This window comes from Massilia rubra (assembly GCF_011682065.1).
GTDB lineage: Bacteria > Pseudomonadota > Gammaproteobacteria > Burkholderiales > Burkholderiaceae_D > Telluria_A > Telluria_A rubra.
In genome coordinates, this window is sequence record NZ_VUYU01000001.1 from 232,740 (window position 1) to 255,605 (window position 22,866).

The following is a 22,866-nucleotide window of genomic DNA, read 5'->3' on the forward strand; positions in this document are numbered from 1 at the left end:
GGCCACGTGGCGCCGGCCATTTTTATCATAAGAGGAAACATGAGCACCAACGAACTTGAAATCACCACCGGCGGCCTGAGCTACAAAGTGTCGGACCTGTCCCCGGAAGCGCAACAGCAAGTGACCAACCTGCGTTACGTCGAGTCGGAAATCGCCCGCCTGAACGCCCAGCTGGCCGTGTATGAAACCGCGCGCGGCACCTACAAGAGCGTGCTGAAAGACCTGTTGCCAAAAACGGCGCAATAAGACCCACCGGACCCTCCGCTGCGCCGTGCTGGCGCCGCGGGCGGGTTGCTGCGATTCCTCCGGTGCATACAATGATGTAGAATGCGCAACGTTATTTGCGTAGTCACATCAATCGCCGGGCGATCCGGCATGCATGCCTAAAGGAACCGCAGTTGAAACTCATCCCTACCATTCTTTGCGGCGGTGCCGGCTCGCGCCTGTGGCCCGTTTCCCGCGAACTTCACCCGAAACCGTTCATCCGCCTGGCCGATGGCCAAAGCCTGCTGCAAAAAGCCTGGCTGCGCGGCGCCGCCCTGCCCGAGGTAGCGCAAGTGCTGACCGTGACCAACCGCGAACTGTTCTTCAAGACGGAAGACGATTACCGCGCCGTCGCCAAAGGCCACCAGGAACTGTCCAACAGCTACATCCTGGAACCGTTCGGCCGCAACACCGCGCCCGCGATCGCCGCCGCCGCCCTGCACGTGGCCGCCACGCACGGACTTGATGCGGTGCTGCTGGTGCTGGCCGCCGACCATTTGATTGCCGACCAGGCCGCTTTTGGCGCCGCCGTGGCCCAGGCCATTCCGCTGGCCCGGTCCGGCCGCCTGGTGACCTTCGGCATCGAGCCGCATGCGCCCGAGACCGGCTTCGGCTACATCGAGGCGGAAGGCAACACGGTGCTGCGCTTCGTCGAAAAGCCGAGCCTGGAAAAAGCCCGCGAGTATCTGGCTAGCGGACGCTACCTGTGGAATTCGGGCATGTTCTGCTTTACCGCCGGCAGCATGATCGCCGAGATGGAATTGCACTGCCCGCAGATCCTGGCCGCCACGCGCGCCTGCCTGGCCGAGTCGCGCAGCGCCAGCGGCAAGAATTTTACCCAGTGCGAACTGGACGCCGCCGCTTTCGAGCAAGTCGCCGACGATTCGATCGATTATGCGGTGATGGAAAAATCGGACAAGGTGTCGGTGGTGCCGTGCAATATCGGCTGGAGCGACATTGGTTCCTGGAATGCGCTGGGCGAATTGATCGCGCCGGACGCCGACGGCAACCGCATCGATGGCGACGTGCGCTTGCACGATGTGAGCGATTGCTTCATCCAGAGCAATGAGCGCCTGGTGGGCGCGGTCGGCGTGAGTAACCTGATCATCGTCGACACGCCGGACGCCTTGCTGGTGGCCGACCGCAGCCGGGTGCAGGACGTCAAGCATTTGTACGTGAGCCTCAAGTCCGAAGGGCACGACGTGCACAAGCTGCACCGCACCGTGCACCGTCCGTGGGGCACTTACACGGTGCTGGAAGACAGCACCCGCTTCAAGATCAAGCGCATCGAAGTCAAGCCGGGCGCCAGCCTGAGCCTGCAGATGCACCATCACCGCAGCGAGCACTGGATCGTGGTCAGCGGCATGGCCAAGGTGGTCAATGGGGATCGTGAATTGTTCGTCTCGACCAATGAGTCGACCTATATTCCGGCCGGCCACAAGCACCGCCTGGAAAACCCGGGCGTGCTCGACCTGGTGATGATTGAAGTGCAGAGCGGCGATTACCTGGGCGAGGACGATATCGTGCGCTTCCAGGATAACTACGGGCGCGTTTGATCTGAGTGCTGCGCAATGCCGTGGTCATTCTGCGACATTGGCGTAAAGTCGGGTTACCTTCCGGCCGTAAACCCCAAAACCGTCTTTCCCGCGCAGGCGGGAATCCAATTTTGTTGAGCCGCCTGAGGCTGCGGAACAGAATTGGATTCCCGCCTGCGCGGGAAAGACGGTTTTGCATTTAACTGTACCGGAGAGAGCGCCTGGACGCCCTGGTTTTACGGCGCTGCCTGGTCTTTTTCCTGATCCCGCTCCGGATGACACTGCGGGCACGATTTCTCGTACACATACAGCGGCGACAACTGGTCGCGCGGCGTCACCACCGCGCGGCAGGCGAAGCACTGCACCGTCGTCACCGTCGCCTCTAACTGCGGATTGAGCGCGGTGCGGTAGTCGAACACGAAACAATCGCCCTTGTAATGGGCGCCGCCGACTTCCTCGAAATACTTCAAAATCCCGCCGTCGAGCTGGTACACGCTCTCGTAGCCGATATTTTTCATGTGGATCGCCGCCTTTTCGCAGCGGATGCCGCCGGTGCAAAACGTCACCACGGTCTTGCCCTGCAACTGCTCGCGGTGCTGCGCCACCACCTCCGGAAACTCGCTGAACTTGTCGATCCGGTAGTCCAGGGTGTTTTCAAACGTGCCCACATCGACCTCGAAGGCATTCCTCGTTTCCATCATCACCACCTCGCGGCCTTCGTCGTCGACGCCGTTGTCGAGCCAGCGCTTGAGCGTGCTCGCCTCGACCGCCGGCGCGCGCCCCTTTTCGGGCTGGATCAGCGGCATGCGCATGGTGATGATTTCTTTCTTGATCTTCACCAGCATGCGCTTGTGCGACTGCTCTTCCGAATAGCTTTCCTTGACCTCGATATCGGCAAAGCGCGCATCGGCGCGTACCCACGCCAGGTACTCGTCGATGTGCGAGCGCGGGCCGGACAGGAACATATTGATCCCTTCCGGCGTCAACAGAATCGTGCCCTTGAGCGCCAGGCGCTTGCAGATATCCTGGTACAGGGGACGCATTTCCTCAATGTTGTCGAAAGTGACAAATTTGTAGGCGGCGATATTGACGTGAGCGGCAGCTGCGGCGATGGCGGCATGCGCTTCAGCTTGTAAAGCAGTATTAGCTTGCATGGGAGCGAAGGATCGGTGAACGATCGGAAAACGGGGAAGCCGATATTATAGAACAATGTCCACGTTGGCATCAGGGGTATGTGGCGCCGCCACGCGCTTTTCTCGCGCAAGCCGCCAGCGCGGTAAAATAGCACTCTTTGTACAGCAGGCGAAACACACATGAGTACCGATGTCATCGAAGCCGGGAGCACCACGCTCGCCGCGCCAGCCAAGCCGGCCGCACCGGCCTTCGTCCACCTGCGCGTGCACTCCGAGTACTCGATCGTCGACGGCCTGGTGCGCATCGACGATATCGTCGCCGCCGCCGCCAAGGACAAGCAGCCGGCGTTGGCCATCACCGACCTGGCCAACCTGTTCGGCATGGTCAAGTTCTACAAATCGGCGCGCGGCAAGGGCATCAAGCCGGTCATCGGCGTGGACGCCTGGATCAGCAACGACGACAACCGCGACAAGCCATCGCGCCTGCTGCTGCTGGCCAAGAACCGCATGGGCTACCTGCAGCTGTGCGAACTGCTCTCCAAAGCCTGGCTGACCAACCAGCACAAGGGCCGCGCCGAAATCCGCCCCGAGTGGCTCGAGGCGCTGGCCACCAGCGTCTCGACCCTCTCGCCCGACGAGAACCAGGCCAATGGCCTGATCGTGCTCTCCGGCGCCCACTTCGGCGACGTCGGCACCGCCATCGAAAACGGCAACCTGGCGCTGGCCGAACGCTGCGCCCAGCGCTGGGCGGCGGTCTTCCCCGGCCACTTCTACATCGAAGTGCAGCGCGCCGGCCAGCCCAACCAGGAAGCCCAGGTGCGCCACGCGGTCGCGCTGGCCGCCAAACTGGGCCTGCCGGTGGTCGCCACCCACCCGATCCAGTTCCTCTCGCCCGAGGAATTCATCGCCCATGAAGCGCGCACCTGCATCGCCGAAGGCGAAATGCTGGCCAACGCCAAGCGCGTCAAGCGCTTCAACGAAGAGATGCGCTTCAAGTCGCAGGCCGAGATGGCCGAGCTGTTCGCCGACATGCCGGCGGCCCTGGCCAACTCGGTCCAGATCGCCAAGCGCTGCAACGTCGTGCTCACCCTCGGCAAGCCGCAACTGCCGAACTTCCCCACGCCGCCCGGCATGACGATCGACCAGTTCCTGGTCTCCGAATCGCAGGCCGGGCTGGAACAGCGCCTGCTCCACCTGTACCCGGACCCGGTCAAGCGCGAAGCGGCGCGCCCGCGCTACGAAGCGCGCCTCAAGTTCGAGACCGATACGATCTGTAACATGAAGTTCCCCGGCTACTTCCTGATCGTGGCCGAGTTTATCAAGTGGGCCAAGGAAAACGGCGTGCCGGTCGGCCCGGGCCGCGGTTCGGGCGCCGGCTCGCTGGTGGCGTATTCGCTGCTCATCACCGATCTCGACCCGCTGCAGTACAACCTGCTGTTCGAACGCTTCTTGAATCCCGAACGCGTCTCGATGCCCGACTTCGATATCGACTTTTGCCAGGAAGGGCGCGACCGCGTCATCCAGCACGTCAAGGACTTGTACGGCAAGGAAGCGGTCTCGCAGATCGCCACCTTCGGTACCATGGCGGCCAAGGGCGCGATCCGCGACGTCGGCCGCGTGCTCGATTTCGGCTACAACTTCTGCGACGGCATCTCCAAGCTGATTCCCTTCAAGCCGGGCAAGCCAGTGACGATCGCCGACGCCATCGAAGAAGAACCGATGCTCAAGGAGCGGCTGGAAAACGAGGACGAGGTCAAGCAGTTGCTGGCGCTGGCGCAGCAGGTCGAAGGCATCGCCCGTAATATCGGCATGCACGCCGGCGGCGTGCTGATCGCCCCCGGCAAACTGACCGACTTCTGCCCGCTGTACACCCAGGGCGGCGACTCGGGCGTGGTTTCGCAGTACGACAAGGACGACGTGGAGGCCGTGGGCCTGGTCAAGTTCGACTTTTTGGGCCTGACCACGCTCACCATTCTCGACCGCGCGGTACGCTACATCAAGCAGCTCGACCCGGCCAACGCCGACTTCGCGCTCGAAAAGCTGCCGCTCAACGACAAGGCGTCCTACGAGCTACTGACCAAGGCCAAGACGGTCGCGGTATTCCAGCTCGAGTCGCGCGGCATGCAGGGCATGCTCAAAGACGCGCGTCCCGACCGCTTCGAGGACATCATCGCGCTCGTGGCGCTGTATCGTCCCGGCCCGATGGACCTCATTCCCGACTTCTGCAAGCGCAAGCACGGCGAGCGTTTCGACTATCCCGACCCGCGCACCGAATCCATTTTGTCCGAAACCTACGGCATCATGGTGTATCAGGAGCAGGTCATGCAGATGGCGCAGATCGTCGGCGGCTACTCGCTCGGCGGCGCCGACATGCTGCGCCGCGCGATGGGCAAGAAGAAGGCCGAAGAGATGGCCGAGCACCGCGAGATCTTCCGCGCCGGCGCCGCCAAGGATGGCCTGACGGCCGAAAAGGCCGACGAGATCTTCGACTTGATGGAAAAGTTCGCCGGCTACGGCTTTAACAAGTCGCACGCCGCCGCCTACGCGCTGCTGTCGTACCACACCGCCTACCTGAAGGCGCACCACACCGCCGCCTTCATGGCCGCCAACCTGTCGCTGGCGATGGACGACACCGACAAGATCAAGATCCTGGTCGTGGACTCGCTGGAGATCTGCGGCCTCACGCTCCTGCCGCCCGATATCAACCATTCCGACTACCGCTTCATGCCGGAAGGCCCGCCACCGTCGGTCACCGGCAAGCGCGTCACCAACATCCGTTACGGGCTGGGCGCGGTCAAGGGTTCGGGCCAGTCGGCGATCGAAGCGATCATCGCCGCGCGCACCGCCGGCGGGCCGTTCACCGACCTGTTCGACTTCTGCAAGCGGGTCGACCGCAAGCAGATCAACCGCCGCACCATCGAATCCTTGATCCGCAGCGGCGCGTTCGACTGCTTCAAGGTCGACCGCGCGATTCTGCTGGCCTCGGTGCCGTTCGCGGTCGAAGTGGCCGACCAGGCCTCGGCCTCGGTCAACCAGGTCAGCCTGTTCGGCGGCGACGACAGCGACCTGGTGGCCCCGCCGGAGTACGTGAAAGCGACGCCGTGGACCGACCGCCAGAAGCTGTCGGAAGAAAAAATCGCGCTCGGGTTTTACCTGTCGGGGCACATGTTCGATTCGTTTGCGACCGAGGCGCGGCGCTTTGCGCGCACCAAGCTGACCGACCTGGAACCGTCGCGCGAGCCGCGCATGATGTGCGGCGTGATCACCGGCGTGCGCACCCAGATGACCCAGCGCGGCAAGATCCTGATCGTCTCGCTCGACGACAAGAGCGGCACGGTGGAAGTGACGGTGTACAGCGAAGTGGTCGAGTCGAACAAGAACATCTTCAAGGAAGACGAGTTTTTGGCGGTGGTGGGCAAGGTGTCGGAAGACCGCTTCAACGGCGGCTTGCGCATCACGGCCGAGAAGGTGTTCGACCTGACCTCGGCGCGCGTGCACTACGGGCGCCAGCTCGGGCTGTACCTGCCGGGCAAGGTAGCCTCGTCGAAAATCGCCGAAGTGCTGCAACCGTACCGCGCCATGACCGGCTTGCCGGTGGCGATGCGGGTCAAGCCGCAGGGCGTCGATTGCACCTTGCAGTTCGGCGACGACTGGAGGGTGGCGCCGTCGGATGCGTTGACCCTGGCGCTGGAGCAGGTGCTGGGCGCGCGCGAGGTCGCGGTCGAGTACTGATCCGCGTGGAACGAGGGGCCTACAACCCCAGCGCCGCCTTTTGAGTCCTGCGCAATCGCTTCCACACCTTGATCTTGCGACTGGCCGTCTGCCTGGCCCGGAACACAAAATTCCCCGCCAGCGCGCGTTCCACCTGGCGGATCATGCGTGCATCATGCTCCCTGTCGATCGACACCGTCTGCCCGGCCTGCACCGCCGCCAGCATGCTGGCGCAGTCGCCGAACAGGCTCTCCACGAACACCGACTTGATGAACGCGCGCACGCGGCGCCCGCTTGCGCGCGGCAGTTCGTACGAATCCTTGACCACGCCGATATAAAAGTACCCGGCCGCGATATCGAAGTGGGTTTTCACTGACGGCGCCACCCCAAGCCGCTCCAGGTGCCCGCGCGCGACCGGCAGCGCCCCCGCCAGGTCCATGCACCAAGTCTCCGAAATGAGCTTGGTGATGCTGTCCGGGTGCTGGCGGTAATCGATGATCGCGTGCGGCAGGTACAGCAGGCTGGCGCACTGGCTCAATAGCCGGGGCAGGGTGGACATATCCTCGAATACGCGCCCTGGCGGGAACACGGGCGCCTCCAGCTGCTCGTACACGGCGCGCTTGAAGACTTTGGCCCACACATACATCTGGCGGTCGGCAAAGAAGGTATTGAGAATAGTGGCCTGGTCGCGCAGCAGCCCAGGCCGATAGCGCAGGCCGACCCGGTGCGATTTGTCTTCCTGGTCCGGCAGCCACACGCGGAAGTCGCAGGCGATGACGTCCGGATGATGCGCGTCGATGGCTTGCTCGAGCGCCGCCAGCGAGCCTGCCAGCAGGCGGTCGTCGCTGTCGACGAACACGATGTACTCGCCGCGCGCGCAAGCCAGGCCCCGGTTGCGCGCCATGGCGATGCCCTGGTTGTCCTGCGCCAGTACGGTGCACGCCATGTCGCTGCGCGCCTCGATTAGCGCACGCGCGCGCGCCAGGGTGGCGTCGCGCGAGCCGTCGTCGATGACGATCAGTTCATGGCGTGGGCCCATCTGGTCCAGCACCGATTCCAGGCACGCCGCAATGAAGTTCTGCACATTCCAGGCGGGGACGATGATGCTCAATAGCGGCTGCGGCGCCGCGGCGTGCGTGACCATGGGTGCCCGGGCTAGCGCGCCAGCCCGACCGGCGCGCGAATGATCTTGTCGACCTGGCTCTGGTACACCAGCTTGTCGTGATGCGCCGCCTGGTCGCGATTGCGCTCCTTGTGCCACAGGTGGAACACCTCGGTGGCGAAGGCGCCGTCCTTGCGCCGCACGCCGGCGTTAAACAGGCGCACCACGAAATCGGCATCTTCATGACCCCAGCCGGAGAACGATTCGTCGAAACCGTTCACGCGCTCGATGTCGCTGCGCCAGGCGCTCATGTTGCAGGACTTGATGCGGCGCATGGTGAAGCCGCGCCGCACCCGCCCAAGGTCGGGCAGGCGGATCGCCAGCTGCAGGATCTTCTGGATATTCCCGGCGCGCCAGGCGCGCCACCACACGCCCAGCCCCGCCTCGTGCAGGTCGCGCTGTTCGGCCAGGGCGGCGCGGGTAAATTCGGGACACAGCAGCACGCGGCTGCCGGTGATCATGCAGCCCGGCTGCGCCAGGCGCCGGTGGCTGGCCACGAAATCCTTGCGCGGCACGCAGTCGCCGTCGAGGAAAATCACGTAATCGCCGCGCGCCGCCAGCACGCCCTGGTTGCGCGCGCGCGCCACGCGGAAACCGTCGTCGGGCTGCCACACATGCACCAGGCGGCGCTGCGTGCCCGCCGCGATGCGTTCGACGCAGTGGCGGGTCGCCTCGGTCGACCCATCGTCGGTGACGATGATCTCGAAATCCTCGTCATCCTGCGCCAGGCAGGCGCGCAGCACCGCTTCCAGGGCATCGGGCCGGTTGTAGGTGGTGACGATCAGAGAAATGGTGTGCGGACGTGACAAGATGGACTCCCGGTGAAACGACATTCACTGCCAGCGGCAGCGCCCAACGCGTACATACCTATTATACGTCCCCGCCGCACAAGGTCCAGCGCTTACGGCATCAAAGCGCTTATCCACGCGCGCCATGTCACGCCAGTCCGCGCAGTGCGCGCACGGTGTGCTCGGCGGCGCGCTGGCGCACCAGCGCGCGGTTGCTCGAGGCTTCGTCGCGCGCGTTTTCGCGGTGCCACAAATGAAACACTTCGGTGGCGAACGCGCCATCCTTGCGGACCACGCCGGCGTTAAACAGGCGCACCACGAAGTCGGCGTCCTCGTGCCCCCAGCCCTCGAAGCTTTGGTCGAAGCCGTTGACGGTGTCGATGTCGCTGCGCCAGGCGGCCATGTTGCAGCCCTTGATGCGGCGCCAGCTGAAGCGTTTTTGCACCCGCCCCAGGTCGGGCAGCTTGAACAGCAATTGCAGCACCTTGTTGAGGTGCCCGCGCGCGCGCAGGGCCAGCTTTTCGCCGACAGCGAGCGTGTGCAGGTCGCGCTTGTCGGCCAGCACGCGCTGCGTGAAGGCGTCGTCGAGCAGGATGCGGCTGCCGGTGACCATGCAGCCCGGCTGCGCCAGTGCGCGGTGGCGCGCCACGAAATCGCGTTGCGGGATGCAGTCGCCGTCGAGCAGCACGATGTACTCGCCGCGCGAGGCCAGGATGCCCTGGTTGCGCGCCATCGCCAGCCGGAAGCCCTGGTCCGGCTGCCACACATGGCGCAGCGGCACCGTCGCACGCGTTTGCAGGCGCGCGACACAGGCGCGGGTCGGCTCGCCCGAACCGTCGTCGGCGATGATGATTTCGAACTGCCTGTCGCTCTGCGCAAAGCAGGCGTCGACCACGGCTTCGAGCGCGTCGGGCCGGTTGTAGGTGGCGACGATGATGGAAATGAGGACGTCGGCGCGCATCTAGCTACCCTGCAAGGTGAACTTGCCGGGCGTCGTCTGGTGGCGTGCGCTCACATACAGGGAGCCGGCCAGCAGCAGGAACCAGTAGGCTTCCGTCACATCCCACAGCAGGCTGTTGAACGAGGAGCTGACCACATAGATCACCCACAGCAGCACCAGCGCATCGGCATGGAAGGAGCGCGTGCGCAGGGCCGGGCGCAGCAGGCTGCCCAGCATGGCGAAATACAGCAGCAGGCCGGGCACGCCAAGCTGCGCGGCGATCAGCAGGAACTCGCTGTGCGGCTGGTGGCGCGTTTTTCCCAGTTCGTCCTCGGGCCAGTCGCGCAGCGCGGTTGGCGCATACACCTCGGCGAACGAGCCGGTCCCGAGGCCAGCGAGCGGGTGGGCGGCGATGATGCTGGAGCCGACCCGCAGATAACTCATGCGCAGGCCGTTGGGCGAGCGTTTCTGGTCGGTGCGCACCTCGGTGATCAGGTCATCGGTGCGCAGCTTGAAGTTGTTCGAGCTGGCGTAAAAACCCACGAACAGCAGCACGATGGCCGCCATCCCGCAGCTGGTGCGCAGCAGCGTAAAGCGCACCCGCAGCAGGAACAGCACCACCATGCCCGCGAACAGGGCAACGTAACCGGTGCGGCCCTGGTTGAGGAAAATGATCGGTACGCTGAACAGGATTCCGGCCGCCACGCAGGCCACGCGCGCCCGCGCGCCCTGCACATAGGTGGCGCCGAGCAGGCAGGTCACCGTCGCAAAACTGAGCAGGATGCCGATCGTGATGTGATTCTTGAACGAGAACGAATCCTTGGCGGTGCCGATGCGCCAGTAGCCTTCCGGGGAGGCGGGCATCAGGTCGTGCCAGACCAGGTAGTTCGAGATGGCCAGCACCGCCGCCCCGCCGAAAAAGGCGGCCAGCGCGCGCCCCGGCATGCCCGGGTCGCGCAGGCTGGTGGCCACCGCGATCGGCAGCACCAGCAGGCGCGAGTATTTTTTCAGGGCCGAGACGATATCGGCCGGCGGCCCGATCGACCAGCTGGCGCCGAGCACCAGCAGCGCCAGCAAACCAAAGGCCAGCAGCGCCGGCGGCGCGCGCAGCGCGGCCCGCAGCGCAGCGCTGGTGTACAGGGCGGCGCCGAAACAGAGCACGCAACAACCGGCAAAGACATTCGTCAGCCAGGTGGAAAACGGTACGCAAAACAGCGCCAGCAAGAGCAGGTACTGAACCGCGCGCTCAAGCCGTGAAATCGGAAAACCGGGAAAATCTTGCATTGTAGCAATAGCCTTGTTAAGCGACCTGGGTCGTGCATGCCGCGCGTTGAGCGTGGCGATAGCGGGCGCCGTCGTGCGCGGCGCCTGCCCCCCTAAAATTTGTTCGCCATTTTACAGTACGGTCCGCAGGTGGCCCGGGGCGGCCGGATGCGCGCGCGGGGAAGCGGCGGCGCGGCTGTATTTGGCGTGCCCGCGATGTTTGTAGTGGCCGCACCCGGACCGCGTGTGCGAAAATGTCGAGCCTCTGGTACAGGCTGCGTATTTACAAGCGCGGCATGCCGCAACCGGACCAGGCTCTGAAAGAGAAAACGATGGAAAATAGTGTCATAGTCCGGCGCCTGCTGGCTATCGTCAAACCGTACCGTGCGCGCGCGCTGATGTCGCTGCTGGCCATGGCCGGCACCGCCGTCACCGAGCCGGCGCTCGGCTACGCGCTGCAACTGCTGATCGACAAAGGCTTCGGTCCGCACCGGGTCGAATTTTCCCTGTGGCTGGTGCCGCTGGTGCTGCTGTCGATCTTCATCGGGCGCGGCATCTTCACCTTCTCCACCGCGTACCTGAACAACTGGGTGATCAGCCGCGTGCTCAACGACCTGCGGCGCATGGTGTTCGACCGCTTGCTGCGCCTGCCGGTGGCGCGCTTTCACGAAGAATCGACCGGCAAGATCATCAACGTCGTCATCGGCGACGTGCGCCAGGTGGTCGACATGATCAATTCCGTGTTCGTGGCCTATGTGCGCGATTCGCTCGTCATCGTCGGCCTGTTGCTGATGCTGATGTGGACCAACTGGAAACTGACCCTGATCGCGCTGGTCGTCATGCCGGTCACCGCCGCCATCGTGCGCACCACCGCCAAGCGCATGCGCCGCCTGAGCCGCGACAACCAGCGCGTGACCGCCGAAATGACCCAGGTGGTCGAAGAAGCGGCGCGCGGGCACCAGGTGATCCGCGTGTTCGCCGGCGAGCGTTACGAGCGCGAACGGTTCGAACAGCGCAGTGGCGCGCTGCTCGGCTTCTCGCAGCGCATCACGGTCGCCAGCGCCGCCACCGTGCCGATCACCCAGAGCGCCACCGCGCTGGCGGTGTCGGTGGTGATCGTCATCGCCATGAGCTCCGGGATGACCCAGGGAGAATTCATCAGCTTCATCACCATGATGCTGATGCTGCTCGCGCCCCTCAAGTCGCTGGTGGGCGTGAACGGTCCGCTGCAGCGCGGCATGGCCGCCGCCGAAACCGTGTTCGCCATGATCGACACCCCGGTCGAAGCCGATCCGGGCAAGGTCGCGCTGGAGCGCGCGCGCGGTCATCTGCAGTTCCAGAACGTACAGTTCCGCTACACCGACAACAACCCGCTGGCGCTGAACGATGTCACGCTCGACGTGCTGCCGGGGCAGACCGTGGCGCTGGTGGGCATGTCCGGCGGCGGCAAGTCGACCTTCGTGAACCTGGTGACGCGCTTTTACTCGCCGCAGGGAGGGCGCATCCTGCTCGACGGCGTGCCATATGAAGACATCACCCTGCAAAGCCTGCGCGCGCAGCTGGCCATGGTCAGCCAGAACGTGGTGCTGTTCGACGACACCCTGGGCGCCAACATCGCCTACGGCGCCGAACGGGTCGACCCGGCGCGCCTGGCCGCGGCCATCAAGGCGGCCCACCTGGACGATGTGGTGGCGGCCCTGCCGGAAGGCGTCAATACGCCGATCGGCGAAAACGGCATGCGCCTGTCGGGCGGCCAGCGCCAGCGCGTGGCGATCGCGCGCGCCATCTACAAGGACGCGCCGATCCTGATCCTGGACGAAGCCACCTCCGCCCTCGACAACGAATCCGAACGCGCGGTGCAGGGCGCGCTCGACACCCTGATGGCAGGGCGCACCACGCTCGTCATCGCGCACCGCCTCTCGACCATCGAACGGGCCGACCGCATCGTGGTGCTCGACCAGGGGCGGATCGTGGAAGCGGGACGCCATGACGAACTGCTGGCGCACGACGGCATGTACGCCAACCTGTACCGCCTGCAGTTCGCCAATAAGTCGGAAAACAAGGCAGAAGCATGAGCGAAGGACGCACCCTGGTCATCTCGCCGAACTGGATCGGCGACGCGGTCATGGCCCAGCCGCTGCTGCAGATGTTGAAGCGGCAGCATCCGGCGCGTCCGATCGACGTGCTGGCGCCGCCCTCGGTGGCGCCGGCGTGGCGCGCCATGATCGAAGTCGACAGCGTGCTCGAAACCCCGTTCCGCCACGGCGCGCTGCAACTGCGCGAGCGCTGGCGCTACGCCAAGGTGCTGCGCGTGCGCGGCTACGTCGACGCCTACGTGCTGCCCAACACGATCAAGTACGCGCTCATCCCCTGGCTGGCTGGCATCGCGCGCCGGGTCGGCTACAAGGGCGAGATGCGCTACGGCCTGCTCAACGTGGTCCATCACGACGATGCGCCAAAGCGCGCAATGGTGCCGTTCTACGCCGCGCTGGCCGGTGCGCCCGGGGCCGCGCTGCGCGCCGACGTGCCGCGCCCGGCCATGTGTGTCGATCCGGAGCAGGTTATCGAGGTGCGTGCGCGCCACGGCATGGGCGGGGCGGGGCGGCTGGTGGTGTTTGCGCCGGGCGCCGAATTCGGCGCCGCCAAGCGCTGGCCGGCGCGCCACTTCGCCGCGCTGGCGCAATCGGTGCGCGAACAAGACCCGTCGGCGCACATCGCCTTGCTCGGTTCGCCCAAGGACCGTGAAGCCTGCGCCGAGATTACGGCCCTCACCGGCACCGACGGCATCCACAACGTGGCCGGCGCCACCTCGCTCAGCGAAGCGATCGCGCTGATCGCCGGCGCGGCCGCGGTGGTGGCCAACGACTCCGGCCTGCTGCACATTGCCTCGGCGCTGAACCGGCCGGTGATTGCCCTGTACGGCCCGACCGACCCCGACCACGCCCCGCCGTTTTCCGACGTCGCCCGCTCGATCTCGCTGCGGCTGGCCTGTGCACCGTGCCGCCAGCGCGAATGCCCGCTGGGTCACCACGACTGCATGGAAAAGCTCGAGCCAGGCATGGTCTGGCAGGAGCTGCGCCAGATGTAACCCCACCCCCTACCCCCGGTGTCAGGTCTGACATTCGGACACGAGCTCGACTTTAGATGGGGGAACCATGCGGCCCACTATTGAGCCCGTGTCCGAATGTCAGACCTGACACCGGGTTTGATCAATACCTGGCACCAAGTTTGACCATTTAAGGTCGAGGCCGTGTCCGAATGTCAGACCTGACACCGCAGTGGGAGGTGAAATGTGATGCTGGCAAGGGTATGATGTGAATTCGTCATCGTCAGCCAGCGTGGCTGCTTTCAGGATCTTCCATGAACCATCCCGTCATTCCGATCGTGCCCCAGGCCAGCAGCCGCCAGCGCAAGCGCCAGGCGCCCAAGGGCCGGCGCGTCGATCCGCAGGCCCTGCTGGAAGTGCAAGCCTTGCTCGGCGCGCAATCGCGCCAGCGCGACCTGCTCATCGAGCACCTGCACAAAATACAGGATGCCTTCGGCTGCCTGTCGCACGCCCACCTGGCGGCGCTGGCGCAGGAAATGAAGCTGGCCCAGGCCGAGGTCTACGAGGTCGCCACCTTCTACCATCACTTCGACGTCGTGCGCGAAGGCGGGAGCGCGCCACCGGCCTTGACGGTGCGCGTCTGTAATGGCCTCTCGTGCGAGATGGCTGGCGCGCGCGACCTGCTCGAGCGCCTGCCCGCCATCCTGGGCGCGGGCGTCGGCATGGACGTGCGCGTGCTCGCCGCGCCCTGCATCGGCCGCTGCGAACAGGCGCCGGCGGCCGTGGTCGGCCAGCACCCGCTCGCCCGCGCCAGTTGCGACTCGGTGGCCGCCGCAGTGAGCAACGGCCACACCACCCATGAGCCTACCGGCTACATCGATTACGACAGCTACCGCAGCGCCGGCGGTTATGTCCTGGCGCACGCGTGCCACGACGGCCAGCGCGATGCCGAGGCGCTGATCGCCACCATGGAGGAGTCGAGCCTGCGCGGCCTGGGCGGCGCCGGTTTTCCGACCGGGCGCAAATGGCGCATCGTGCGCGGCGAGCCGGGACCGCGCCTGATGGCGATCAATATCGACGAGGGCGAGCCGGGCACTTTCAAGGACCGCTATTACCTCGAGCGCGACCCGCACCGCTTCCTCGAAGGCGCGCTGGTGGCGGCCTGGGTGGCTGGCGTCGACACCATCTATATCTACCTGCGCGACGAATACCACGGCTGCCGCGCGATGCTCGAGACCGAGCTGGCGCGCCTGCGCGCCGACCCGCCGTTTACCTCCATGCCCGAGTTCATCCTGCGCCGTGGCGCCGGCGCCTACATCTGCGGCGAAGAATCGGCGATGATCGAATCGATCGAGGGCAAGCGCGGCATGCCGCGCCTGCGCCCTCCGTACGTGGCCCAGGTCGGCCTGTTTGGCTTGCCAACCCTGCAGCACAACTTCGAAACCCTGCACTGGGTGCGTGCCATCATGGAGCACGGCGCCGCCTGGTACAGCGCCCAGGGCCGCCACGGGCGCAAGGGCTTGCGCTCGTTTTCGGTCTCGGGCCGGGTGCGCGAACCGGGTGTCAAGCTGGCGCCGGCCGGCATCACCGTGCAGGAGCTGATCGACGAATACTGCGGCGGCATGGCGCCCGGCCACCAGTTCTACGGCTACCTGCCGGGCGGCGCCTCGGGCGGCATCCTGCCGGCCGCGCTGGGCGCGATCCCGCTCGACTTCGATACCTTGCAGCCGTACGGCTGCTTCATTGGCTCGGCCGCCGTGGTGGTACTGTCGGACCAGGATTCGGCGGTGGCCGCCGCGCGCAACACGATGCGCTTCTTCAAGGACGAATCGTGCGGCCAGTGCACGCCGTGCCGGGTCGGCACCGCCAAGGCGCTGGCGCTGATCGGGCAAGCGCAATGGGATACGCCGCTGCTGGCCGAGCTGTCGCAGGTGATGCGCGACGCCTCCATCTGCGGCCTCGGCCAGGCCGCGCCCAATCCGGTCGATTGCGTCGTCAAGTACTTTTCCCATGAACTGGTGCAGCCATGAATGCGATCAGCAGGAACAAGCAAGCGGCCTTGCAGGGCGCGCCCGTGGAGTTCGAAATCAACGGCCGGCAGGTCGCCGCCTTTGCCCATGAAACCCTGATCGAGGTGGCCGCGCGCGAAGGCATCGAGATTCCGCGCCTGTGCTACAAACCGGGCATGGACACGGCCGGCAACTGCCGCGCATGCATGGTGGAGATCGACGGCGAGCGCGTGCTGGCGCCGTCCTGCTGCCGCCATCCGGCCGCCGGCATGAAGGTTGCGACAAACAGCGCGCGCGCCGTGGCCGCGCAAAAAATGGTGCTCGAACTGCTGCAGTCGGATATGCCGGAACGCGCCTACACGCGCCACAACGAAGTCGATTTCTGGGCGCGCAAGCTGGCCCTTGGCCAGCCGCGCTTCGCCGCACGCAGCCAGCCGGCGCGCGACGCTTCGCATGCGGCCATTGCCGTCAATCTCGACGCCTGCATCGCCTGCACGCGCTGCGTGCGCGCCTGCCGCGACGAGCAGGTCAACGACGTGATCGGCCTGGCCTGGCGCGGCGACCACGCAAAAATCGTGTTCGACATGGACGATGCGATGGGCGACTCCACCTGCGTCGGCTGCGGCGAATGCGTGCAGGCTTGCCCGACCGGCGCCTTGAGCCCGGCGCGCGACGCCGCCCTGGCGGTGCCGGACAAGCAGGTCGAGTCGGTCTGCCCGTACTGCGGCGTGGGCTGCCAGCTGACCTACAACATCAAGGATAACAAGATCCTGTTCGTCGAGGGGCGCGACGGCCCGGCCAACCGCGAACGCCTGTGCGTCAAGGGCCGCTACGGCTTCGATTACGCGCACCATCCGCAGCGCCTGACGGTGCCGCTGATCCGCCGCCTTGATGCGCCCAAGAGCGGCGAATTTTCCATGGACCCGGCGCGCGTGCTCGATGTGTTCCGCGAAGCGACCTGGGACGAGGCGCTCGATGCCGCCGGCGGCGCGCTGGCGCGCATCCGCGATACGCACGGCAAGCGCGCGCTGGCCGGCTTCGGCTCGGCCAAGGGCAGCAACGAAGAAGCCTACCTGTTCCAGAAGCTGGTGCGCACCGGCTTTGGCAGCAACAACGTCGATCACTGCACGCGCCTGTGCCACGCCTCGTCGGTCGCGGCGCTGCTGGAAGGAATCGGCTCGGGCGCTGTATCGAACCCGGTGATGGACGTGACCCTGGCCGAGGTGGTGATCGTCATCGGCGCCAACCCGACCGTGAACCATCCGGTGGCGGCCACCTGGATCAAGAACGCGATCAAGAACGGCACCAAGCTGGTGGTGTGCGACCCGCGCCGCTCGGACCTGGCGCGCAGCGCGCACCGCTACCTGCAGTTCAAGCCCGATACCGACGTGGCCCTGCTCAACGCGATGATGCATGTGATCGTGGCCGAAGGCCTGGTCGACCAGGACTTCATCGCCAGCCGCACCATCGGCTACGCCGAGCTGGAACAGAATGTGGCCGGCTACAGCCCGGAGCTGATGGCGCCCATCTGCGGCGTTGACGCCGACACCATCCGTTACGTGGCGCGCCTGTACGCCACCTCGAAAGCGTCGATGATCCTGTGGGGCATGGGCATTTCGCAGCACATCCACGGCACCGACAACGCGCGCTGCCTGATCGCGCTGGCGCTGATGACGGGCCAGATCGGGCGCCCCGGCACCGGCCTGCATCCGCTGCGCGGCCAGAACAATGTGCAGGGCGCGTCCGACGCGGGCCTGATCCCGATGATGTTCCCCGATTACCAGCGGGTGGACAATCCGCAGGCGCTGGCCAAGTTCGAGCAGGCCTGGGGCATGCCGCTCGACTCCCGGCCCGGCCTGACGGTGGTCGAGATCATGCACGCCATTCCGCGCGGCGAGATCCGCGGCATGTACATCATGGGCGAGAACCCGGCCATGTCCGACCCGGACGCCAACCACGCGCGCGCCTCGCTCGCCGCGCTCGAGCACCTGGTGGTGCAGGATATTTTCCTGACCGAGACCGCCTACCTGGCCGACGTGATTTTGCCGGCCAGCGCGTTTCCCGAAAAGACGGGCAGCTTCACCAATACCGACCGCCTGGTGCAGATCGGACGCCAGGCGATCGACCCGCCCGGCCAGGCCAGGCAGGATCTGTGGATTATCCAGCAGATGGCGCAGCGCCTGGGCCTGGACTGGCGGTACGGGCACGTGTCGGAAGTGTTCGACGAAATGCGCCGCATCATGCCGAGCATCGGCGGGATCACCTGGGACAGGCTGGAACGCGAGCACGCCGTCACTTACCCGTGCACGAAGGAGGGCGATCCGGGCCAGCCGGTGGTCTTTACCGGGCAGTTCCCGCGCGAGTCCGGGCGCGCGCGCTTTGTGCCGGCCGATATCATCCCGGCCGACGAGCGCCCCGACGCGGCGTATCCGATGGTGCTCATCACCGGGCGCCAGCTCGAACACTGGCACACCGGCAGCATGACGCGCCGCACGGCGGTGCTGGACGCGATCGAGCCCGATCCGGTGGCGCTGGTCCATCCGCTCGACCTGGCGGCGCTGGGCGGCAAACCGGGCGACGTGGTGACGATCGCGTCGCGCCGCGGCCAGGTGGTTCTTTACGCGCGGGCCGACGACAGTTCGCCGCGCGGCGCGATCTTCGTGCCGTTCTGTTACTACGAAGCGGCCATCAACCGCCTCACCAACGCCGCGCTCGACCCGTTCGGCAAGATCCCCGAGTTCAAATACTGCGCCATCCGGGTGACCTTGGGCGGGGTGGTCGAGCCGCAGGGCAGCTTTGGCGGCGGCCAGCTGCTCGCCGGGATGCCCGCAGCATGAGCTTGCCGCGCTTGAGCGACGCGCGCGCACCGCTCACCCACGAGGTGGAGGTGCTCGATGAACGGGGACGCCGCTCGACCATCGCCATTCCCGCCGAGCGGGCGCTGACAGTGTACGTGGACAAGCGCGAGCTGGTGACCTTGATGACCTTGGGCGGCGCCCCGGAAGCGCTCACCTTGGGCTATCTGCGCAACCAGCGCCTGGTGCAAGCGGTGGCCGACATCGTCTCGGTGCAGGTCGACTGGTCGGTCGACGCGGTGGCCGTGGTCACGCGTTCCGGCATCGCCGACGTGGAGGCGCGCACCTCCAAAAAGGTGGTCACCACCGGCTGCGGCCAGGGTTCGGTGTTCGGTGGCCTGATGGACGACATCGACCGGATCGTGCTGCCGCCGCATGCGCGCCTGGCGCAATCGACCGTGTACCGCATCGTCGACACCATCCGCACGCAGCAATCGATCTACAAGCAGGCCGGCTCGGTGCATGGCTGCGCGCTGTTCTCGAACACGGGCGAGCTGCTGTATTTTGTGGAAGACGTGGGCCGCCACAACGCGGTCGACGCCATCGCCGGGCGCATGTGGCTCGACGGCGTGGCCGGGGGCGACAAGGTGTTCTACACGACCGGCCGCCTGACGTCCGAGATGGTGATCAAGGGCGCGCAGATGGGCATTCCGTTCCTGCTGTCGCGCTCCGGCACCACCCAGATGGGCCACATGGTGGCCGGCAAGATCGGCATGGCGCTGCTGGCGCGCTGCAGCGGCAAGCACTTTTTGCTGCTGACCGGCCATGAGCGCCTGGACTTCGAGCCGCTCGCGCCCTGATGTCGCTGCTTGACGCCACGCACGCCGCGTTTGCACTGCTGCTGTCGGGCGACGCCGCGCTGTGGGCCATCGTGTGGGTCTCGCTCAAGACCAGCGTGCTTGGCCTGCTGCTGGCGACCGCGCCGGCGGTGCTGCTCGGGTATGCGATCGCCAGTTACCGCTTTCCCGCGCGCCGCGTCGCGATCTGGCTGGTGCAGGCCAGCCTGTCGCTGCCGACGGTGCTCATTGGCCTGCTGCTGTACCTGCTGCTGTCGCGCCACGGCCCGTGGGGTTCGCTGCACTGGCTGTTTTCGCAGCCGGGCGTGGTGCTCGGGCAGTGCATCATCGCCACCCCGGTGCTGGTCGCCTTCACCCTGGCGGCGGTGCAGGCGCTCGATGCGCGCTACGCCGAAACGGCGATCGCCCTGGGCGCGTCGCGCTGGCGCACCATGTTCACGGTGCTGCGCGAAGCGCGTTTCGGCGTCATGGCGGCGCTGATCAGCGGGTTCGGACGGGTGTTGTCGGAAGTGGGCTGCGCGCTCATGGTGGGCGGGAATATCGCCGGCGAGACGCGCACCATCACCACCGCCATCGCGCTCGAAACGAGCAAGGGCGAGTTCGCCCAAGGCATCGCGCTCGGCATCGTGCTGGTGGCGCTGGCGCTGCTCATGAACGGCGCGCTGATGCTGCTGCAGGGCGACACGCGCGCCGCCGGGGCACGCCAATGAGCTTGCTGCGCATCGACAAACTGCGCAAGGCGCACGGCGCGCGCGTGCTGTTCGACCTGGACGCCTTTGCGCTCGACGCGGGCCGCGCTTACGTGCTCACCGGGATCAACGGCGCCGGCAAGAGCACCTTGCTGCGCGTGCTGGCCGGACTGGAACCGGGCGAGGCATCCGGCCTGACCTGGCAGGGGCGGCCGGCGGCGTTGTCGCCGTATCCGCCCGCCCTGCGCGCGGCGATCGTGTACGTGCACCAGCATCCGGTGATGTTTTCGACCAGCGTGGCGGCCAACATCGGCTACGGGCTGCGCGCGCGCGGCGTGCCGCGGGCACAGGTGGCGCAGGCGGTGGCGCAGGCCATGGCATGGGCCGGCGTCGCGCACCTGCACGAGAGCGATCCGGCCCGCCTGTCGGGCGGCGAGGTGCAGCGCGTGGCGCTGGCGCGCGCGTCGGTGCTGCGGCCTTCCCTGCTGCTGCTCGACGAACCGACAGCCAACCTCGATGGCACCGCGCGCGAACAGGTGATATCGCTCATTGCCGCCCTGACGGCCGGCGGCGGCGCGGTGGTCACGGCCTGCCATGACCGTGACCTGATCGGCATGCCCGGCGTGCAACGCCTTAAACTACGTGATGGAAAGCTCGAATACAAATGACCGGGAAAATCGCATTCGCCCTCTGGTTGGGCATCGCCTGCCCGCTGGCTCTGGCGGGCGAGCAGGTGCTGCGCCTGTCCACCACCACCAGCACCGACAATTCCGGCCTGCTGGCCTGGCTGCTGCCGGTGTTCGAGGCAAGGACGGGCACAAAAGTGCAGGTGATTGCCGTCGGCAGCGGCAAGGCGCTGGAACTGGCGAAAAATGGCGATGTCGACGTCGCCCTGGTGCACGCGCGCGCCGCCGAAGACACGTTCGTGGCCGAGGGCCATGGCATCAAGCGGCGCGACGTGATGTACAACGACTTCGTGCTGGCCTGCCCGCCGTCCGACAAGGCCGACATCAAAGGCGGCTCCGATATCGTCGCCGCCCTGCGCAGGCTGGCGTCGAGCGAGGTGCGCTTCGTTTCGCGCGGCGACAATTCCGGCACCGACCAGATGGAAAAGAGCTACTGGAAAGCGGCCGGCATACGCCCGCCGCCGCCGCGTTACCTGTCGGCCGGGCTGGGCATGGCGCAAGTGCTGGGCATGGCGGCCGAGCTGCAAGCCTGCACCCTGACCGACCGCGCCACCTACGCCACCTTCAAGGACAAAGCCGCGCTGGCGATCCTGGTGCAGGGCGACCCGAAGATGTTCAATCCGTACGGGATCATCGCGGTCAATCCGGCGCGCCATCCGGGCATCAACGAGCGCGCGGCGTATCAGTTGATCGACTGGATCACCTCCGGCGAAGGGCAGGCCCGGATCGCCGCCTTCCGCCCGAACGGGCAGCAACTGTTTTTTCCGTCGGCCCTGCCGGCACGATAATGCAAAGCGAGGCTTCAAGCGGCATCATCCCCGAACCCGATTCGCCAGCCTGCGCGGGCACGCAATAAGGCCTATCATATCGCCCTGATGCGCCCCTGCGCGGCAAGGAGAAAGACCACGTGAGAGTTCTGATATTTGGCGCCACCGGCATGGTCGGGCAGGGCGTGCTGCGCGAGTGCCTGCAGGCCGCCGATGTGGAGCAGGTCGTCGCCATCGGCCGCACCCCGACCGGGCAGCGCCACCCCAAGCTGCGCGATGTGGTGCACGCCGATCTGTTCAACTACGCCACGCTGTCCGCGCAGCTGGACGATATCGACGCCTGCTTCTTTTGCGTGGGCGTGACGTCGTCGCGCATGAGCGAGGCCGACTACACGCGCCTGACCTGCGACCTGACCCTGGCGGCGGCCAATGCGCTGGTCGCGAAAAATCCGCGCATGGTGTTCGTGTATGTGTCCGGCGCCGGCGCCGACAGCAGCGAAACGAGCGCCACCATGTGGGAGCGCGTGCGCGGCAAGACCGAAAACGCGCTGCTGGCGCTGCCGTTTCGCGGCGTGTACATTTTCAGGCCGGGGATGATCGAGCCTCTCGACGGCATCAAGTCCAAGACCACCGCCTACCGCATTTTCTATGCGCTGATGAAGCCCGTGCTGCCGCTGCTGCGCGCCGCCATGCCCCGGCACGTGCTGACCACGCGCCAGGTGGGGCAGGCCATGCTGGCCGTGGTGCGCGGCGGCGCGCGCAAGCGCGTGCTGGGCAGCGCCGACATCGGCCCGCTCGGCCGCAACGCCACGCCGCCGTAGGCGCCGATGGGCCGGCGCTACCACCACAGTGTGTATGTCATCGAGCTGTCGAAGGACGTGCTGTACGAGCCGCGTTTCAAGAAGTCCAATCCGGATTACGTGAGCGGCAAACCGTGCGTGTACGTGGGCATGACGGGATTGAGCGTCGACCTGCGCTTCGACAAGCACAAGGCGGGCATCCAGGCCAACAAGTTCGTGCGCGAGTACGGGCTGCGCCTGCTGCCGGAACTGTACGCGGTCTACAACCCGATGCCTTATGCGGGCGCGGCCGACATGGAAGTCGAACTGGGCATCGGCTTGCGCGAGGCCGGCTACGGCGTGTGGCAGGCCTGAGCTTATCCGGCAATCATGTACGGAAAACAACCATTCCTTGTGTTCCTGACGGTGGACAAAGGTTGCC

At 66.1% G+C, this 22,866-nt stretch carries 18 protein-coding genes; 13 read left to right on the forward strand and 5 right to left on the reverse strand.

Annotation, left to right across the window (positions count from 1 at the left end; translation table 11 throughout):
* Positions 1-39: 39 nt before the first annotated feature.
* Together F0185_RS00990 and F0185_RS00995 are read left to right on the forward strand one after the other, a co-directional pair.
* Positions 40-246 (forward strand): DUF6447 family protein, encoded by a 207-nt coding sequence (locus tag F0185_RS00990; protein WP_167220775.1) that lies wholly within the window; start codon positions 40-42, stop codon positions 244-246.
* A gap of 152 nt (positions 247-398) precedes the next feature.
* On the forward strand, positions 399-1,820 hold the full coding sequence (locus tag F0185_RS00995) for a mannose-1-phosphate guanylyltransferase/mannose-6-phosphate isomerase (protein WP_167220777.1): 1,422 nt from the start codon (positions 399-401) through the stop codon (positions 1,818-1,820).
* 215 nt (positions 1,821-2,035) lie between these two features.
* Here the strand turns inward: F0185_RS00995 and F0185_RS01000 are convergent, their stop codons facing one another.
* Entirely contained in the window at positions 2,036-2,953 is a 918-nt protein-coding gene (locus F0185_RS01000; RefSeq protein ID WP_167220779.1) for a sulfurtransferase, read from the reverse strand.
* Positions 2,954-3,112: 159 nt separating this feature from the next.
* Here F0185_RS01000 and dnaE point away from each other — a divergent pair, with 159 nt between their 5' ends.
* Entirely contained in the window at positions 3,113-6,664 is a 3,552-nt protein-coding gene (gene dnaE / locus F0185_RS01005) for a DNA polymerase III subunit alpha (RefSeq protein WP_167220781.1), read from the forward strand.
* Between the two features lie 19 nt (positions 6,665-6,683).
* On the opposite strand, the gene F0185_RS01010 is transcribed toward dnaE, so the two are convergent.
* From F0185_RS01010 to F0185_RS01025, 4 genes are all read right to left on the reverse strand, one after another.
* The gene (locus F0185_RS01010) at positions 6,684-7,787 is read right to left on the reverse strand and encodes a glycosyltransferase family 2 protein (RefSeq protein ID WP_167220783.1); all 1,104 of its coding nucleotides are present in this window, start codon (positions 7,785-7,787) and stop codon (positions 6,684-6,686) included.
* A gap of 11 nt (positions 7,788-7,798) precedes the next feature.
* Positions 7,799-8,614: a glycosyltransferase family 2 protein gene (locus F0185_RS01015; RefSeq protein ID WP_229476652.1), complete on the reverse strand. Its 816-nt coding sequence runs from the start codon at positions 8,612-8,614 to the stop codon at positions 7,799-7,801.
* A 127-nt stretch (positions 8,615-8,741) separates the two neighbouring features.
* Entirely contained in the window at positions 8,742-9,554 is an 813-nt protein-coding gene (locus F0185_RS01020) for a glycosyltransferase family 2 protein (RefSeq protein WP_167220785.1), read from the reverse strand.
* The gene (locus F0185_RS01025) at positions 9,555-10,817 is read right to left on the reverse strand and encodes an O-antigen ligase family protein (RefSeq protein ID WP_167220787.1); all 1,263 of its coding nucleotides are present in this window, start codon (positions 10,815-10,817) and stop codon (positions 9,555-9,557) included.
* 311 nt (positions 10,818-11,128) lie between these two features.
* Between F0185_RS01025 and msbA the strand changes: the two genes are divergently transcribed.
* The 10 genes from msbA (at position 11,129) to F0185_RS01075 (ending at position 22,799) form a co-directional block, all read left to right on the forward strand.
* On the forward strand, positions 11,129-12,871 hold the full coding sequence (msbA, locus tag F0185_RS01030) for a lipid A export permease/ATP-binding protein MsbA (protein WP_167220789.1): 1,743 nt from the start codon (positions 11,129-11,131) through the stop codon (positions 12,869-12,871).
* Entirely contained in the window at positions 12,868-13,884 is a 1,017-nt protein-coding gene (gene waaF / locus F0185_RS01035) for a lipopolysaccharide heptosyltransferase II (protein WP_167220791.1), read from the forward strand. Before msbA ends, waaF begins: the two co-directional genes overlap by 4 nt.
* Positions 13,885-14,156: 272 nt before the next feature.
* A complete protein-coding gene (locus F0185_RS01040; RefSeq protein WP_167220793.1) occupies positions 14,157-15,872 on the forward strand; it encodes an NAD(P)H-dependent oxidoreductase subunit E in 1,716 nt (571 codons plus the stop codon).
* The gene (gene fdhF, locus F0185_RS01045; RefSeq protein ID WP_167220795.1) at positions 15,869-18,688 is read left to right on the forward strand and encodes a formate dehydrogenase subunit alpha; all 2,820 of its coding nucleotides are present in this window, start codon (positions 15,869-15,871) and stop codon (positions 18,686-18,688) included. The genes F0185_RS01040 and fdhF overlap by 4 nt, the downstream gene beginning before the upstream one ends.
* Positions 18,685-19,506 carry a formate dehydrogenase accessory sulfurtransferase FdhD gene (locus F0185_RS01050; protein ID WP_167220798.1) on the forward strand — a complete coding sequence of 274 codons (822 nt, stop codon included), beginning with the start codon at positions 18,685-18,687 and terminating at the stop codon, positions 19,504-19,506. Before fdhF ends, F0185_RS01050 begins: the two co-directional genes overlap by 4 nt.
* The gene (locus tag F0185_RS01055; RefSeq protein WP_167220800.1) at positions 19,506-20,213 is read left to right on the forward strand and encodes an ABC transporter permease; all 708 of its coding nucleotides are present in this window, start codon (positions 19,506-19,508) and stop codon (positions 20,211-20,213) included. The genes F0185_RS01050 and F0185_RS01055 overlap by 1 nt, the downstream gene beginning before the upstream one ends.
* The gene (locus F0185_RS01060; protein ID WP_167220802.1) at positions 20,210-20,860 is read left to right on the forward strand and encodes an ABC transporter ATP-binding protein; all 651 of its coding nucleotides are present in this window, start codon (positions 20,210-20,212) and stop codon (positions 20,858-20,860) included. Before F0185_RS01055 ends, F0185_RS01060 begins: the two co-directional genes overlap by 4 nt.
* Positions 20,857-21,666: an ABC transporter substrate-binding protein gene (locus F0185_RS01065; RefSeq protein ID WP_167220804.1), complete on the forward strand. Its 810-nt coding sequence runs from the start codon at positions 20,857-20,859 to the stop codon at positions 21,664-21,666. Before F0185_RS01060 ends, F0185_RS01065 begins: the two co-directional genes overlap by 4 nt.
* Before the next feature lie 119 nt (positions 21,667-21,785).
* On the forward strand, positions 21,786-22,466 hold the full coding sequence (locus tag F0185_RS01070; protein ID WP_167220805.1) for an NAD(P)H-binding protein: 681 nt from the start codon (positions 21,786-21,788) through the stop codon (positions 22,464-22,466).
* A 6-nt stretch (positions 22,467-22,472) separates the two neighbouring features.
* Entirely contained in the window at positions 22,473-22,799 is a 327-nt protein-coding gene (locus F0185_RS01075; protein ID WP_167220807.1) for a hypothetical protein, read from the forward strand.
* The last annotated feature ends 67 nt before the right edge of the window (positions 22,800-22,866 follow it).

What these genes read in the sequence shown, in the direction of transcription:
- F0185_RS00990 (WP_167220775.1), top strand. Translation starts at nt 40, where the DNA reads ATGAGCACCAACGAACTTGAAATCACCACCGGCGGCCTGAGCTACAAA.
- F0185_RS01000 (WP_167220779.1), bottom strand. Translation starts at nt 2,953, where the DNA reads ATGCAAGCTAATACTGCTTTACAAGCTGAAGCGCATGCCGCCATCGCC.
- dnaE (WP_167220781.1), top strand. Translation starts at nt 3,113, where the DNA reads ATGAGTACCGATGTCATCGAAGCCGGGAGCACCACGCTCGCCGCGCCA.
- F0185_RS01010 (WP_167220783.1), bottom strand. Translation starts at nt 7,787, where the DNA reads ATGGTCACGCACGCCGCGGCGCCGCAGCCGCTATTGAGCATCATCGTC.
- F0185_RS01020 (WP_167220785.1), bottom strand. Translation starts at nt 9,554, where the DNA reads ATGCGCGCCGACGTCCTCATTTCCATCATCGTCGCCACCTACAACCGG.
- F0185_RS01025 (WP_167220787.1), bottom strand. Translation starts at nt 10,817, where the DNA reads ATGCAAGATTTTCCCGGTTTTCCGATTTCACGGCTTGAGCGCGCGGTT.
- msbA (WP_167220789.1), top strand. Translation starts at nt 11,129, where the DNA reads ATGGAAAATAGTGTCATAGTCCGGCGCCTGCTGGCTATCGTCAAACCG.
- waaF (WP_167220791.1), top strand. Translation starts at nt 12,868, where the DNA reads ATGAGCGAAGGACGCACCCTGGTCATCTCGCCGAACTGGATCGGCGAC.
- F0185_RS01040 (WP_167220793.1), top strand. Translation starts at nt 14,157, where the DNA reads ATGAACCATCCCGTCATTCCGATCGTGCCCCAGGCCAGCAGCCGCCAG.
- fdhF (WP_167220795.1), top strand. Translation starts at nt 15,869, where the DNA reads ATGAATGCGATCAGCAGGAACAAGCAAGCGGCCTTGCAGGGCGCGCCC.
- F0185_RS01050 (WP_167220798.1), top strand. Translation starts at nt 18,685, where the DNA reads ATGAGCTTGCCGCGCTTGAGCGACGCGCGCGCACCGCTCACCCACGAG.
- F0185_RS01055 (WP_167220800.1), top strand. Translation starts at nt 19,506, where the DNA reads ATGTCGCTGCTTGACGCCACGCACGCCGCGTTTGCACTGCTGCTGTCG.
- F0185_RS01060 (WP_167220802.1), top strand. Translation starts at nt 20,210, where the DNA reads ATGAGCTTGCTGCGCATCGACAAACTGCGCAAGGCGCACGGCGCGCGC.
- F0185_RS01065 (WP_167220804.1), top strand. Translation starts at nt 20,857, where the DNA reads ATGACCGGGAAAATCGCATTCGCCCTCTGGTTGGGCATCGCCTGCCCG.
- F0185_RS01075 (WP_167220807.1), top strand. Translation starts at nt 22,473, where the DNA reads ATGGGCCGGCGCTACCACCACAGTGTGTATGTCATCGAGCTGTCGAAG.